Annotated in this window: 12 protein-coding genes; 2 read left to right on the top strand and 10 right to left on the bottom strand. The window is 69.2% G+C overall.

Translation table 11 applies throughout. The features are described from left to right. Positions 1 to 2: 2 nt before the first annotated feature. From EV657_RS16230 to EV657_RS16185, 10 genes are all read right to left on the bottom strand, one after another. Positions 3 to 1,412 carry a radical SAM/SPASM domain-containing protein gene (locus EV657_RS16230; protein ID WP_166673722.1) on the bottom strand — a complete coding sequence of 470 codons (1,410 nt, stop codon included), beginning with the start codon at positions 1,410 to 1,412 and terminating at the stop codon, positions 3 to 5. Positions 1,413 to 1,547: 135 nt separating this feature from the next. After that, positions 1,548 to 2,333 carry a nickel pincer cofactor biosynthesis protein LarC gene (gene larC / locus EV657_RS16225; RefSeq protein ID WP_134078890.1) on the bottom strand — a complete coding sequence of 262 codons (786 nt, stop codon included), beginning with the start codon at positions 2,331 to 2,333 and terminating at the stop codon, positions 1,548 to 1,550. Continuing rightward, positions 2,330 to 2,965 (bottom strand): nickel pincer cofactor biosynthesis protein LarB, encoded by a 636-nt coding sequence (gene larB / locus EV657_RS16220; RefSeq protein WP_113670934.1) that lies wholly within the window; start codon positions 2,963 to 2,965, stop codon positions 2,330 to 2,332. The genes larC and larB overlap by 4 nt, the downstream gene beginning before the upstream one ends. After that, the gene (larE, locus tag EV657_RS16215) at positions 2,962 to 3,789 is read right to left on the bottom strand and encodes an ATP-dependent sacrificial sulfur transferase LarE (protein WP_075784539.1); all 828 of its coding nucleotides are present in this window, start codon (positions 3,787 to 3,789) and stop codon (positions 2,962 to 2,964) included. Before larE ends, larB begins: the two co-directional genes overlap by 4 nt. Beyond that, a complete protein-coding gene (gene nadD / locus EV657_RS16210; protein ID WP_134078888.1) occupies positions 3,755 to 4,360 on the bottom strand; it encodes a nicotinate (nicotinamide) nucleotide adenylyltransferase in 606 nt (201 codons plus the stop codon). Before nadD ends, larE begins: the two co-directional genes overlap by 35 nt. Before the next feature lie 97 nt (positions 4,361 to 4,457). Then, positions 4,458 to 5,960, bottom strand: coding sequence for a glucosylglycerol-phosphate synthase (ggpS, locus tag EV657_RS16205; RefSeq protein WP_113670937.1), 1,503 nt, complete (start codon positions 5,958 to 5,960; stop codon positions 4,458 to 4,460). Positions 5,961 to 5,963: 3 nt separating this feature from the next. Further along, a complete protein-coding gene (locus tag EV657_RS16200) occupies positions 5,964 to 6,746 on the bottom strand; it encodes an HAD-IIB family hydrolase (RefSeq protein WP_134078886.1) in 783 nt (260 codons plus the stop codon). Then, complete coding sequence (locus EV657_RS16195) at positions 6,743 to 7,867, bottom strand: NAD(P)H-dependent glycerol-3-phosphate dehydrogenase (protein ID WP_134078884.1); 1,125 nt, start codon at positions 7,865 to 7,867, stop codon at positions 6,743 to 6,745. Before EV657_RS16195 ends, EV657_RS16200 begins: the two co-directional genes overlap by 4 nt. Positions 7,868 to 8,362: 495 nt before the next feature. Next, entirely contained in the window at positions 8,363 to 9,085 is a 723-nt protein-coding gene (locus EV657_RS16190) for an LrgB family protein (protein WP_113670939.1), read from the bottom strand. Next, positions 9,060 to 9,482 carry a CidA/LrgA family protein gene (locus EV657_RS16185; protein ID WP_134078882.1) on the bottom strand — a complete coding sequence of 141 codons (423 nt, stop codon included), beginning with the start codon at positions 9,480 to 9,482 and terminating at the stop codon, positions 9,060 to 9,062. The genes EV657_RS16190 and EV657_RS16185 overlap by 26 nt, the downstream gene beginning before the upstream one ends. 119 nt (positions 9,483 to 9,601) lie before the next feature. Here EV657_RS16185 and EV657_RS16180 point away from each other — a divergent pair, with 119 nt between their 5' ends. Further along, positions 9,602 to 10,483: a LysR family transcriptional regulator gene (locus EV657_RS16180; protein WP_134078881.1), complete on the top strand. Its 882-nt coding sequence runs from the start codon at positions 9,602 to 9,604 to the stop codon at positions 10,481 to 10,483. Positions 10,484 to 10,540: 57 nt separating this feature from the next. Then, the gene (locus tag EV657_RS16175) at positions 10,541 to 13,405 is read left to right on the top strand and encodes an error-prone DNA polymerase (RefSeq protein ID WP_134078879.1); all 2,865 of its coding nucleotides are present in this window, start codon (positions 10,541 to 10,543) and stop codon (positions 13,403 to 13,405) included. The last annotated feature ends 3 nt before the right edge of the window (positions 13,406 to 13,408 follow it).

The following is a 13,408-nucleotide window of genomic DNA, read 5'->3' as shown; positions in this document are numbered from 1 at the left end:
CCTCAGGCCTCGACGGCCCGGGCCGCGACGCTGCGGATCTCGTCGATCCGCACGATGGCCGCCTCGACCAGCGCATGTTTCATCCGGCAATATTGCGGCAGCGGGTCGTCCGAGCCGTGCCCGGTCTGCGACTGATGCAAGCAGCCGCCGCCGCAGAGATACCGCGCCCAGCAGTCTTGGCAGACCGGACGGTCGTCGACCATGGTCAGGAAGCGGCTGTCAAGCTCGGTCGGCCCCTTGTCCTCGGCGATGCTGGAATAGGGATCGCGATAGATCCGCTGGCATTCATAGATGTTGCCATCGGGCGCCACCGTCACCTCGGACACGCCCGCGCCGCAGCCATAGACCACGCGCTGCTGGCGCAGGATCTTGAGGATCGTGCCCTTCATTTCGTCGGGCAGGCCGGTCCAGGTCTCGAAGGCGCGGCCCAGATAGCGGTCGTAATGGGCCAGAAATTCTTCCCAGTCGGCCTCGTCGAACTGCGCCTCGCGGGCGTCGGTCGCCACCACCTCGAACGAGACCCTCTCGCCGCCCAGCGCGCTCAGCCCGCGGGTCACGGCATCGGGGTCCTTGTTGGCACGGGTCAGCACCGCGCGCAGGTTGAAATCGGCGCCCTTCTCGGCCAGCCTTTTGATATTGGGCAGGATCGCGGGCATGGTCGGACGGCCGTTCTTGAAGGTGCGAAAGCGGTCATGGGTCCGGCGGTCGCCATCGACGCTGACCTGCACCGTCACCCCGTGATCGACCAGAAAGCCCACCCTCTCTTCGTTCAGCAGCGTGCCGTTGGTGATCAGGTACTTGCTCAGGTCCTTGCCCTCGCGCGCGGCCCAGGCGTCGATCCGCTCGACGACATGGGTCAGCACCTCCCAGTTCAGCAGCGGCTCGCCGCCGTAAAGCTGCACATGCGCCTTCGGCCCTTCCTGATGGCGGAAGAACCACTCGAGCACCTCGTCGGCCCGCTCGCGGGTCATGACATTGGGCTTCTGATAGATCGGCACGTCCTTCTCGAAACAGTAACTGCAGCCCATGTTGCAGCCGCCCGCCAGCATCAGGACGAGGTTCTTGAAGGGCGGTCGGCCGGGCCGCGGTACCGGTTCGCAGGACAGCTCGCCCGCCACCAGCATTTCGAGAAAGCGCAGGTAGTGGGCGCGGATCTCGGCCTCGGACAACTCGCCCGCCAGATCCTCGACGATTTCGGGCAGGCTCATGCGCGCGGCACGGTCCAGAACCAGAGCCGCCCCTCGGTCAAGCTTGAAGATCGCGTATGACCGGCAGTCGAAGGCGTAGTGCTGGCCGTCGCGGGCAAAGACATGCACCTCGACCGGCATAAGGTAGTCTGTCTGGTAAACCGGCGCTGCAGAGGGGGTCTTGCGGCTTTCGCCCGCGGACGCGGGCACAGTCGTGGCGGTCACGGGCATCGCACACCTCGCGGTCAATGACTTTCGGGAACAAACGCCACTCGGCACGCGCCGCCAGGCTCGGCAAACGCAGAGAACGGAAACAAATTGCCTTTAATTTCATTATTATCTGCGCAAGTTAACGTTAAGTCAAGTGGACTCACTGCCTGGCTCTGTCAAGCCCTTGGGCCGCTGTTCCACTGGGGCCAACCCCGCATCGCCCAGCGCGAAAAGCGCCCCGTTCGGCACCTCCGGCAGCACCCGCCCGCCATAGATCCGGGCGGTCTGTCGAATCACCATTTCGGGCCAGTATCCGAAGGCGAACCCGGCTGCGCGCAGGAAGGCGATGGCGGTCGGGGTCACGGTTTCGCCGGTCGAGGCAAGACCGCGGACCGGCACCCCGCGCAGAAGCTCCTGCACCGCAGGCGCGGGCGTCGGCAGCGGGCCATGGGCACAGCGGACCGTCCCGTCGCATAGCGGCAGCGGGCTGCAGACCAGCCGGTCGGGCGCAATCCGGGCCAGCAGCTCGGCCGCGACACAGGTGTCGAGGATCGAGTCAAGCGCGCCGACCTCGTGAAAGGCGATTTCCCCGGGCGGGCGGCCATGAACCGCGCCCTCGGCCTCGGCCAGCAGGGTGAAGGCCCGCGCCGCGACCGTCTTCGCCGGGGCGGACAGGTGGCTGGCCTCGATCAGCGCCAGAATATCGCCGAGGCGGCGGTGGGCATGTTCATGCGGCAGCCGGACCCGCGCCTGCCAGCCCGAGATGCCCTGCAAGGCATGCGGCCGGATCTCGACCGCATCGGGGGGCAAGGGCAGACCGGTCGCGGCCAGAACCGAGCCGATATCGGCCGCCTCACCCGCCATCACCGCAAGCCCCGCCAGCAGCATGTCGCCGCTGAGCCCCGACGGCGTCCGGATCACCAGAACGCCGCTCACCGCGCCCGCCCCGCAAGGATCCGCAGCGCCGCCGAGGCCGCGCCGAAGCCGTTGTCGATATTGCAGACCAGGACCCCTTGGGCACAGCTGGCCAGCATCGCGTTCAGCGCCGTGCGCCCGCCCTCGGCCGCGCCATACCCGACCGACGTGGGCACCCCGATCACCGGCACGCCCACCAGCCCGCCGATCACCGACACCAGTGCCCCGTCCATGCCCGCCACCGCGATCACCGCATCGCTGTCCCGGATCGTCTCGATCTGCTCTTCCAGCCGCCAGAGCCCGGCCACGCCGATATCGGCGATCAGGTCCGGCGAGAGTCCGCCAAAACGAAGCGTGCGCAGCGCCTCGATCGCCACCGGCAGATCGGCGGTGCCCGCCGTCACCACCCGCACAATGCCCGTCCGCGCGGGCAGACAGCCATTGACGATGGCAGTGCGCGAGGCGGGGTCGTAATCCTCGGGCGGGGCGGCCAGCGCGGCATGGCGCTCGGGCGCCAGACGCGTCAGCAGTGCGGGCCGACCCTGCAGCGCCTCGAGGATCGCGTCGAGATCGGCCAGCGCCTTGCCCTCGCAAAGGATCGCCTCGGGCTGGCCGATCCGGCGCGGCCGGTCGTGATCGAGCCGCACCCTCATCGCGCCCCGCGAAACGCCCGGCCCGGCGCATAGGGGCGCGGGTCGAGCCTGAGGTCACGGATGCCCGGATCGATGGCGCGGGCCTCGGCGGCGACGCGGGCGATCAGCCCGGGTCCGATCCGCGCGCCCTCGCCCGCCTCGACCTCGATCAGCATCAGATCGCCCCGGCGGCGGCAACGCAGCACCGAAAGCCCGGTCTCGGCCCGCAGCCGGTCCTCGGCCCGCTCGACCGCGCGCAGCCGTTCGGGCGTGACGGCAAGCCCGGTGTAAAGGCGGCTTGCCAGGCAGGGCGAGGCGGGCAGATCGGCGAAAGCGAGGCCCAGCACCCGGGCCAGCGCCCGGATATCGGCCTTGCCGATCCCCGCCTCGACATAGGGATGCCGCACGCCCAGCGCCTCGGCGGCGCGAAGGCCCGGGCGATACTCGCCCAGATCGTCGGCATTGGTGCCCGAAAGGATCGCGACCGGCCCGTCGAGCGCGGCCGTCACCTGCCGAAGGGTGGAATAAAGCCGCTGCTTGCAGAAGAAACAGCGGTCGACCGGGTTGGCCAGATAGTCGGGGTCGGAAAACTCGCCCGCATCGACCAGATCGAGCGCCCAGCCCTCGGCGCTGGCCTGCGCACGAACCCGTGCTGTGGCGGCGGCCGGGACGGCGGGGCTGACGGCATGAACGACGCGCGTGGCGTCCGGCGCCTGCCGATGAGCGAGTGTCGCCAGAAGCAGGCTGTCGATCCCGCCGCTGCAGGCCACCGCCCGCAAGGGCAGTCCTGCCAGCACGGCGCCAAGCCGCTCAGGCAAAGCGGGCTGCGGGGCCGGGCCGGGCATAGGGCTGCTCTGTCATCAGATAGGAGATCACCGCCGGAGGGCAGAGTCCGTCGAGCGGCGCGCCTGCCGCCAGACGCGCGCGGATCTGGGTCGAGGAGAGGTCAGGCAAGGGTCCATTAAGCCGCCCGACCCAGGGCGGCGCCGCGTCGAGCGGATGACCGGGCCGGGCCAGCGCAACGATACGCGCACCGGCACGGATCTCGTCGATGCCGCGCCAACGTGGCAACAGCGCCAGCTTGTCGCTGCCGATCAGCAGAACGATCTCGGTGCCGGGCGGCAGCGTTTCGCGAAATACGGCCAGCGTGTCGACGGCGAAGGGCGACGCGCCGGGACGGCATTCGACATTGCTGACCTCAAGCCAGGGGCGGCCTTCGCAAAGGCACCGCAGCATCGCAAGCCGATGCGCCGCCGAGGCGACGGCCTGCGCCTTGGGACCGGGCCGCGCGGCGGTCGAGTTTGCCGGGATCAGGATGACACGGTCTAGGTCAAGGGCCTGCCGCGCCAGCACCGCCGCCGCCAGATGCCCGTCGTGAACCGGATCGAAGCTTCCGCCGAACAAAGCGACGCGCACCGTACCCTCCCCACCGAAAGCCCGTCTTCCGCAGGCTCATGCTAGCAGAGGCGGGGCGCCCTGTCGCCCCGCAAGGTTCCGCTGCGTCAGGAAAAGACTACGCGGCGGGCAAGGCGGCCGCGCCCAGCGTCGGACCGGACAGCGCCTCCATCTGATGGTTGGCCCAGAACCGGACGTCGTGGCGATGCACCACATCGCGAAGCGCCGCCATGCGGTCGCGGCGTTCGGCCGCCGGCATGTCCAGCGCCTGGGCGATGGCGCTGTCCATCGAGCGGTGCGAGAACGGGTTGGTCAGCAGCGCCGCCCCCATCTCGACCGCGGCGCCCGCGAATTCCGACAAGACCAGCACCCCGTCTCCATCCACCCGTGCGGCGCAAAACTCCTTGCAGACCAGGTTCATCCCGTCTGCCAGCGGCGTGATCCAGGCGACATCGGCGGCGCGGTAATAGGCGACCAGATCCTCGAACGGGATCGCGCGCGAAATCAGCACGATGGGCTGCCAGTCGAGGCTGCCGAAACGGCCGTTGATCCGCCCCGCCATCTGTTCCAGCTCGTTCTGGATGTTCTCGTAAACCGTCATGTTGCGGTTCGCGGGCACCGAGACATGCATCAGCCGGACCTGGCCGCGCAAATCGGGCTGTGCCTCCAGCAGCCGCTCGTAGCTCAGCAACTGGTCGATCCCGCCCTTGGTGTAATCGGTACGCCCGACCGACAGCAGCAACTTGGCGCCGCCCATTTCCGTGCGGATCTCTTCGGCGCGGCGGGCGGTTTCCTCGCGCCGCGCGACCGCGTCGATATAATCGGCATCCACCCCCACCGGCGAGGCCTGCACCGCAACCCGCCGGTCTTCATAGACCAGTTCGGTCGGCACGCTGCGTTCGGAAAGCGCGGTCACCTCGGCGGCGAATTCCGGCTCGACCTTCTGGCGCGCCGTCACCTCGACATCGAGAAGGCTGCGCGCGGCCGAGACGAAATTCGACACATAGCGCGGGATGTGAAAGCCCACCACGTCGCAGGCCAGAAGGCTTTGCAGGATCTCCTTGCGCCAGGGCAGCACGTTGAACATGTCGGCCGCCGGGAAGGGCGTGTGGTGGAAGAAGCTGATCTTCACATCGGGGCGCAGGGTCCGCAGGTAGCCCGGCACCAGCCAGAGATTGTAGTCATGCACCCAGACGACGGCCCCTTCGGCGGCCTCGGCGGCGGCGGCCTCGGCAAAGGCCCAGTTCACCTCGCGAAAGGTCGGCCAGTCGACGGGGTCGTAATTGTAGCGTTCCTTGAAGGAATGCAGGATCGGCCAGAACGCCTCTTTCGAGGTGACGTGGTAGAAGCTCTTGACCTGGTCGGCGGTCAGCGGCAGCCGCGAGACCGTGTACTTGCCGAAAGCGTCGTCGACCTCGATCACCCGCTCGAAATCGGGACTGGCCGGGTCCTCGGCCTGTTTCCAGGCGATCCAGGCGCCTTTCTCGAACCTGCCGAAGAAGCTCTTCAGGGTCGGCACGATGCCATTCGGGCTCTTGTTTTCTCGCAGGACGATCTTTCCGTCTTCCTCCACCTCCTCGTAGGGCTGGCGGTGATAGACGATGACCAGATCCGAAGGCATGTGTCAGGCTCCTTTGGGCAAAGTGTGAAGATCGAAAGCGGCGATGGCCTCCATGATGCCCGCGGCGCCATGCGCCCGGGCGATGTGCAGATGGTCGAGATCGCGGACCCGCTCGACCAGGGCGGGTTCGGAATTGCCGACGGCAACGGCGTTGAGACCGCATTCCAGCATCGACAGGTCGTTCAGCGTATCGCCCGCGGCCAGCACCCGGCCCTCGGGGATGGCCAGATGCGCGACCAGCCGGCGCAGGGACGGCCCCTTGGACACGCCCTTGGGCAGCACGTCGAAATAGCAGTCGGCCGAGATCAGCCAGTCGAGCCCCATCGCCTCGACCTTCGCCTCGGCCGAGGGATCGTAGGTCTCGGGGTCCATGTCGAAGCTGACGCGGTAGCGGAACTCGGTGGGTTGCAGCGTCAGCCCCGGATGGCCGTCAAGCGCCGCCCGCACCCGCGCGCCGCTGTCGCCCCAGCGCCGCGAGATATCCTCTTCCAGCCCCGGGATCGGCCGGATCGCCTCGCCGGGATGGACCTCGGCAATCGAGGTGCCGACATCGCCGACCACGTATTCGGGCCAGGGCAGGCCGTTCTCGGCGCACATCTCCATGATGAATTCCGGGTCGCGCCCGGTGACGAAGATCAGCCCCACGCTGGCGCGGTTGGCCTCGATCCAGTCGTAAAGGCGCTGCCGCTCGGCCTCGGTCCCGCCAAGGAAGGTGCCGTCCAGATCGGTTGCCAGCACGAAGCGGCGGTCCGACAGCGGCGGGTGGGGGGCGGTGGCAAGGTTCATGAGGACACTCCGAAAGGCAGGGGAACGGTCGGGGCGGGATGGTCGAGCGACAGCATCAGCGCGCGCGGCTCGGCCTCGATCGGCCGGGTCCAGAGCGCCGAGAAGCTGCTTTCGAGATCGGCGCCCTCGTGCAGCACGGCATTGACGGTCTCGCAGATCGGCATCGGCACCCCGATCCGGCGGGCCAGATCGACGACCGAGCGGGCATTGACCTCGCCCTCGACGACGACCGGGCGGCCGCCGAAACAGTCGGTACGCGCGATGCCCTGACCCAGCTGGGTGCCGAGCGCCATGTTGCGCGAGGTGGTCGAGGAACAGGTCAGCGTCAGGTCGCCCGCGCCCGAAAGCCCGGTCACGGTCTCGCGCTGCCCGCCCAGCGACTCGGCCAGCACCTTCATCTCGTCGACGCCGCGGGCGATCAGGGCCGCGCGGGTATTTTCGGCGAAACCAGCGCCTGACATCATCCCGCAGGCAATGGCGATCACGTTCTTGACCGCGCCGCCGACCTCGACGCCGACCAGATCGTCCGAGACATAGGGCCGGAAGCCGTGGCCGCCCACCGACATCGCCATCCGGGCGGCCGCGCTCGCGTGGGGCGCCAGCCGGTCGGCATAGGTGAAGGGAAAGGCCACGGTCGCCGCGGTCGGGTGACCCAGCGCGGTCTCGCGCGCAAAGGTCGGCCCCGAAATCGCGCCGATCGGGTGGCCCGGCAATTCCTCGGCCGCGACCTCGGACAGCAGAAGCCCCGAGCCAAGCTCGATGCCCTTGGCGCAAAGCGCGATCGGGATGCCCGGCGGCATATGCGGCGCCGCGGCCCGGCACATCTCGCGCAGGGTCGCCGACGGCGTGACCATCAGCACCGCCTCGGCCCCCTCCAGAGCCTCGGCCAGCGACGCGGTCGCGCGCAGCGTCTCGCCAAGCTCGATACCCGGCAGGTATTGCGAATTCTGCCCGGTGGCGGCGATCTCCTGCGCCAGCGCCTGCCGCCGCGCCCAAAGCCGCACCGCCCGGCCGTTCCGGGACAGCACACGCGCCAGCGCCGTGCCCCAGGACCCGGCGCCCAGCACGGCGACCGTCCCGAACGGAGAGGATTGCCGGTCTGCGGCTGCGATATCTTTCATCTCGAGTCGGGCTCCCTGCCACCTGTCGGAAGGACGGGCCCGGGAAAGTGACGCAGAGGCGCATCCGGGCCGGCCCGCGGTCCGCCATCGCGCGGCCGCCCTATCGATGCCGTTGCGATACGGGAAGGATACGGGGCGCAAGCGTTGCGATACGCGCAAGCCAAAGCTATGCCATTACTTCGCCAAATCAAGTATACGCCGCATCGCAGCATCAGCGCGGGCCGAGATCGAAGGCGATTTCATTCGCTTCGCACAGGAAATATGCGCCGCGACCGATTTTTGCGCCATTTGGCCAATCGAGCCACCCCTGCCTTTCTTTAACGGAAAAAAAGGCCATTCCGGCTGGCGTCGGGCTGCTCGATCCACGATTTCGCCCCCCCTTACCCCCGTCCCCCGCCCCCGTCGCGCGCCCGCCAAGGGCCTGCATCTCCGGTTTTTCATTCGCCCTACAAACCATACCCGACACTAAGCATCTATCGGTTCGGTGCGTCCCGCTTATCCGGCGGCAAGACGGGCGGCCGAGACCAGCAGCGGCGCGAGGCAGACATTCAGCAGACCGACCAGCACCATGACAAGCCCCGCGACCGCCCCCTCGACCCGGCCGATCCGATGCGCCCGGGCAGTGCCCGCGCCATGGGCGGCGACCCCCAGAAACGCGCCCCGCGCCAGTGCCGAGCGTACCGGTAGCCAGGCCAGCACCACGTCGCCCAGCGCCGCGCCCAGAACGCCGGTCACCACCACGAAGACAGCCGTCAGGTCGGGCAATCCGCCGATATCGGCCGAGACCTCCATCGCGAAGGGCGTGCTGATCGACCGGGGCAGCAGGCTCAGCCTCAGGCTTTGGTCCAGCCCGAAAAGGCTCGCCAGCCCCCAGCTGACCGCCACCGCCGTCGCGCTGCCCGCCACCATTCCGACCAGCAGCACCGGCCAGGTGCGCCGGATCAGGGCGCGCTGTTCGTAGATCGGCACCGCGAAGGCCACGGTCGCGGGGCCCAGCATCAGCATCAGCCAGCCCGCACCCCGGATATAGTCGCGATAGCTTTCATGCAGCGCCAGCACCGCGATCATCAACAGAGCGGGGGCCACCGCCAGCGGCATCAGCCACCAGCGCGGCCAGCGCCGGTAGACCCGCTTGGCCAGCAGGTAGAACCCGACCGTCAGCGCCGTCCATCCGGCAACCGGCGCAAGCTGGTCAATCCAGTGCAGAAGGCTGTCCATCGGCCCCGATCCCCCAGCGGCAGCACAGCTCGACCGTCAGCGCGGTCACCGCCATCACCGCGAGCGTGCCCAGAACGATGATCAGCAGGATCTGAAGCCCCAGCAGCCCCAGAAACTCGCGGTGGTTCAGCACCGCCAGAACGGCCGGCACGAAAAACAGCAGCATCTCGGCCAGAAACCAGTTCGCGCCCCGCCGCAGCGTGCCCGCGCGGATCAGCCCCGATCCCAACAGCCCCAGCGCCGCCGCCATCCCGACCAGCCCGCCAGGAAGCGGCAGCCCGGTCAGACGGACCGCCCCCTCGCCCGCCAGCCAGAACCCGACCAGAAGGCCGACCTGCACCAGACGGCTCCGGCGCAGGGCGATGCGAAGCCGTCGGAAAAGGGTATGCGCGGTCACGGTCGGGCTCCTGAAGGTCCGCGGGGGGGGAGGACGCCCCGCAAGGGCTTGATGTGGGCAAGATGCCGCATTCTTCAAATGACTTGTTTGACTGGCCTCAAGTCACTATTGGAATGGAGATGGAATTCAGGACGCTCCGGGTCTTTGTCGAGGTCGTGCGCGCGGGCGGGTTTTCGGCCGCCTCCGGGCGTGTGCATGCGACCCAGTCGACCATCAGCAAGGCGGTGCGCCAGCTCGAGGACGAGATCGGGGTGCCGCTGCTCAATCGCGGCCCGGCGGGCGTCACCCTCACCGCCGCGGGCCGGATCGTGTTCCAGCGCGGCCAGGCCCTGCTGGCCGACCGCGAGACGCTGATGACCGAGTTGCAGGAACTGGCCGGTCTCAAGCGCGGGCTCCTGCGGATCGGCCTGCCGCCGATCGGGTCAAGCGAGCTTTTCGCGCCGGTCTTCACGCTTTACCGCCAGCGCTATCCCGGGGTCGACATCACGCTGGTCGAACATGGCAGCGACCGGCTCGAAGAACTGCTGCGGGCCAGCGAGATCGACCTGGCCGCGTCCCTGCTGCCGGTGTCGGACGAATTCGACTGGCGGCCGGTGCATCGCGACCCGCTGGTCGCGCTGATGGCCCCCGACGCGCCGCTGGCGCAAAGCGCGGGGCCGGTCACCCTGGCCGATCTGCGCGCCATGCCCTTCATCCTCTTCGACAGCGGCTTTGCGCTGAACCGGATCATCCGCGCGGCCTGCGCCCGGCACGGCTTCGAGCCCGAGGTGACGGCGCGGTCGAGCCAGATCGACTTCATCATCCGGCTCGCGGCCGCCGGGCTGGGCGTGGCCTTCCTGCCCCGGCTGATCGCCCGGGCGCGGGTGCATGTGCCGGTGGCGCAGGTGCCGCTGGACGAACCCTCGACCGACTGGGTGATGGCCACGCTCTGGCGGCGCGGCGCCTATCTGCCCCAGGCCGCCCGCGCCTGGCTGGAGATCGCGGCCAGCCGCCCCGACTAGCCGGGGCCGAAGCGGACTCCCGGATGGAACAAAACGGGAATATACTCCCGACTCGCCATGTTCGCCGAACTCGACGCCACCTCGAATTTCACCTTCCTCACCGGGGCCTCCCATCCCGAGGAATACATGGCGCGCGCCGCCGAGCTGGGGCTTGCGGCCCTGGCCATCGCCGACGAGAACACGGTGGCGGGCATCGTCCGCGCCCATGTCGCCGCGCGCGAGATCGCCCGGGCCGCGGACCGGGGCGAGGCCGCGCCCACAGCCCTGCCCCGGCTGATTCCGGCCACGCGGCTGGTGCTGACCGACGGGCTCGACCTCACCCTGCTGCCGCGCGACCGCGCCGCCTGGGGGCGGCTTTGCCGGATGCTCTCGACCGGGCGGCTCCGGGCCGCCAAGGGCGCCTGCCAGCTCGGCCTCGACGACCTCATGGACTGGGGCGACGGCGCCGAAATCCTGCTCCACCCGCCACAGGCGCAACGCCTGCAGGGCGGCGCGGGCGCATGGCGGCCACAGGCGGACCGGCTGACGCGCCGCTTCCCCGGCGCCGTCGCGCTTGCGATGGCCCCGGCCTATGACGGCGACGACGCCGCCCGCTTCGACCGCCTGGCCGCGCTCGCCGCCGATCTGGGGCTCGACCCCGTCGCCACCGCCAGCCCGATCCTGCATCACGGCCGCCGCCGCAGGCTGGCCGATGTGCTGACCGCGATCCGAACCGGCACCCGGGTCGACGCGCTGGGCCGGGCGGCGCTGGCCAATGCCGAATGCCGCCTGCGCAGCGAGCCAGAGATGCTGCGGCTGTTCCGCGGCCACGAGGCCGCCGTCCACCGCGCAGGCGAAATCGCCCGGCGCTGCGGCTTCTCGCTCGACGAGTTGCGCTACGAGTATCCCTCGGAATGCGGCGATGGCGAAACCGCCGCGCGGCGCCTCGCTCGGCTGGCCGAGGCCGGGCTGGCCTGGCGCTATCCGCAGGGCGCCCCCGCCAAGGTCCGGGCGATGATGGATCACGAACTCGCGCTGATCGGCAAGCTCGGCTATGAGCCCTATTTCCTGACCGTCAACGACATCGTGGCCTTCGCCCGCGCCCGCGGCATTCTCTGCCAGGGCCGCGGCTCGGCCGCCAATTCGGTCACCTGCTATGCGCTCGGCATCACCTCGGTCTCGCCCGAGATCGGCACCATGGTCTTCGAACGCTTCGTCTCCGAGGCCCGGGACGAGCCCCCCGACATCGACGTCGATTTCGAACACGAGCGCCGCGAAGAGGTGATCCAGCACATCTACGACCGCTACGGCCGCCACCGCGCCGGGCTTTGCGCCACCGTCATCCATTACCGCGGCAAGCGCGCGATCCGCGAGGTCGGCCGCGCCATGGGGCTCAGCGAGGACACGCTGGCCGCCCTGTCCAGCCAGGTCTGGGGCTGGGGCTCGGGCCGGATCGCGCCCGAGCGGCTGGCCGAGATCGGGCTCGACCCCGCCGACCCGCGGCTCCGCCGCACCCTCGAGCTGATCGAGGAAATCCAGGGCTTTCCGCGCCACCTCTCGCAGCATGTGGGCGGCTTCGTCATCACCGAAGGCCGGCTTGACGAGCTGGTGCCGCTCGAGAACGCCACCATGGAAGGCCGCACCGTCATCTGCTGGGACAAGGACGACATCGACGCGCTGGGCATTCTCAAGGTCGACGTGCTGGCGCTGGGGATGCTGACCTGCCTGCGCAAGGCCTTCGATCTGATCGACGGCCACCATGGCAGGCGCTTCGACCTCGCCACCCTGCCCGCCGAGGACCCGGCCACCTATGACATGCTCTGCAAGGCAGACAGCCTTGGCGTGTTTCAGGTCGAAAGCCGGGCGCAGATGAACTTTCTGCCCCGGATGCGGCCGCGCAGCTTCTACGATCTGGTGATCCAGGTCGCGATCATCCGGCCCGGGCCGATCCAGGGCGACATGGTCCACCCCTATCTGCGCCGACGCAACCGCGAGGAAGAGGTGCGCTTTCCCTCGGACGCGCTGGGCCAGGTGCTGGGCAAGACCCTGGGCGTGCCGCTGTTCCAGGAACAGGCGATGCAGATCGCCATCATCGGCGCGAACTTCTCGCCCGAAGAGGCCGACCGGCTGCGCCGCTCGCTTGCCACCTTCAAGAAACACGGCAGTGTCAGCGAATTCCGCGACCGGTTTCTCGCCGGAATGGCGGCGAACGGCTATGAGGCCGAGTTCGCCGAACGCTGCTTTTCCCAGATCGAGGGCTTCGGCAGCTACGGCTTTCCCGAAAGCCATGCCGCCAGCTTCGCGCTTCTGGTCTATGCCTCGGCCTGGATCAAGCGCCACCACCCGGCGGTCTTTGCCTGCGCGCTGCTGAATTCCCAGCCGATGGGGTTCTACGCCCCCGCCCAGATCGTGCGCGACGCCCGCGCGCATGGGGTCGAGCTGCGCCCGGTCTGCGTCAATGCCAGCCGCTGGGACAACGCGCTGGAACCCGACGGCCGCGGCGGGCTGGCGCTGCGGCTGGGCTTTCGCCAGGTGCGCGGCCTGCCCGAGGACGACGCCGCCTGGATCGCGGCCGCGCGCGGCAACGGCTATGCCTCGGTCGAGGATCTCTGGCGCCGGGCCGGGCTTGGCCCCGGGCTGCTGACGGTGCTGGCCGAGGCCGACGCCTTCGCCGCGCTGGGGCTGTCCCGGCGCGAGGCGCTGTGGGCGGCCCGGGCGCTGGGCGGCCCCGAACGCATCGCCTCCCCCTTGCCGCTTTTCGCCCGCGACCTCGACGGCGAGGGCCGCGCCGAACCGACCGTCGCCCTGCCCGCCATGACCGAGGGCGAAGAGGTCGTCGAAGACTATCTGGCCCTGCACCTGACGCTTCGCGCCCATCCGGTGGCCTTCCTCAGAAAGCGACTGACACCCGACTTTCCGGTTGCTAGAATACCCCCAGATTGAAAC

Source organism: Rhodovulum visakhapatnamense, assembly GCF_004365965.1.
Classification (GTDB): Bacteria; Pseudomonadota; Alphaproteobacteria; order Rhodobacterales; family Rhodobacteraceae; genus Rhodovulum; species Rhodovulum visakhapatnamense.
Note: the sequence above shows the minus strand (reverse complement) of the source record. Positions and strands in the feature narration are given on the sequence as shown.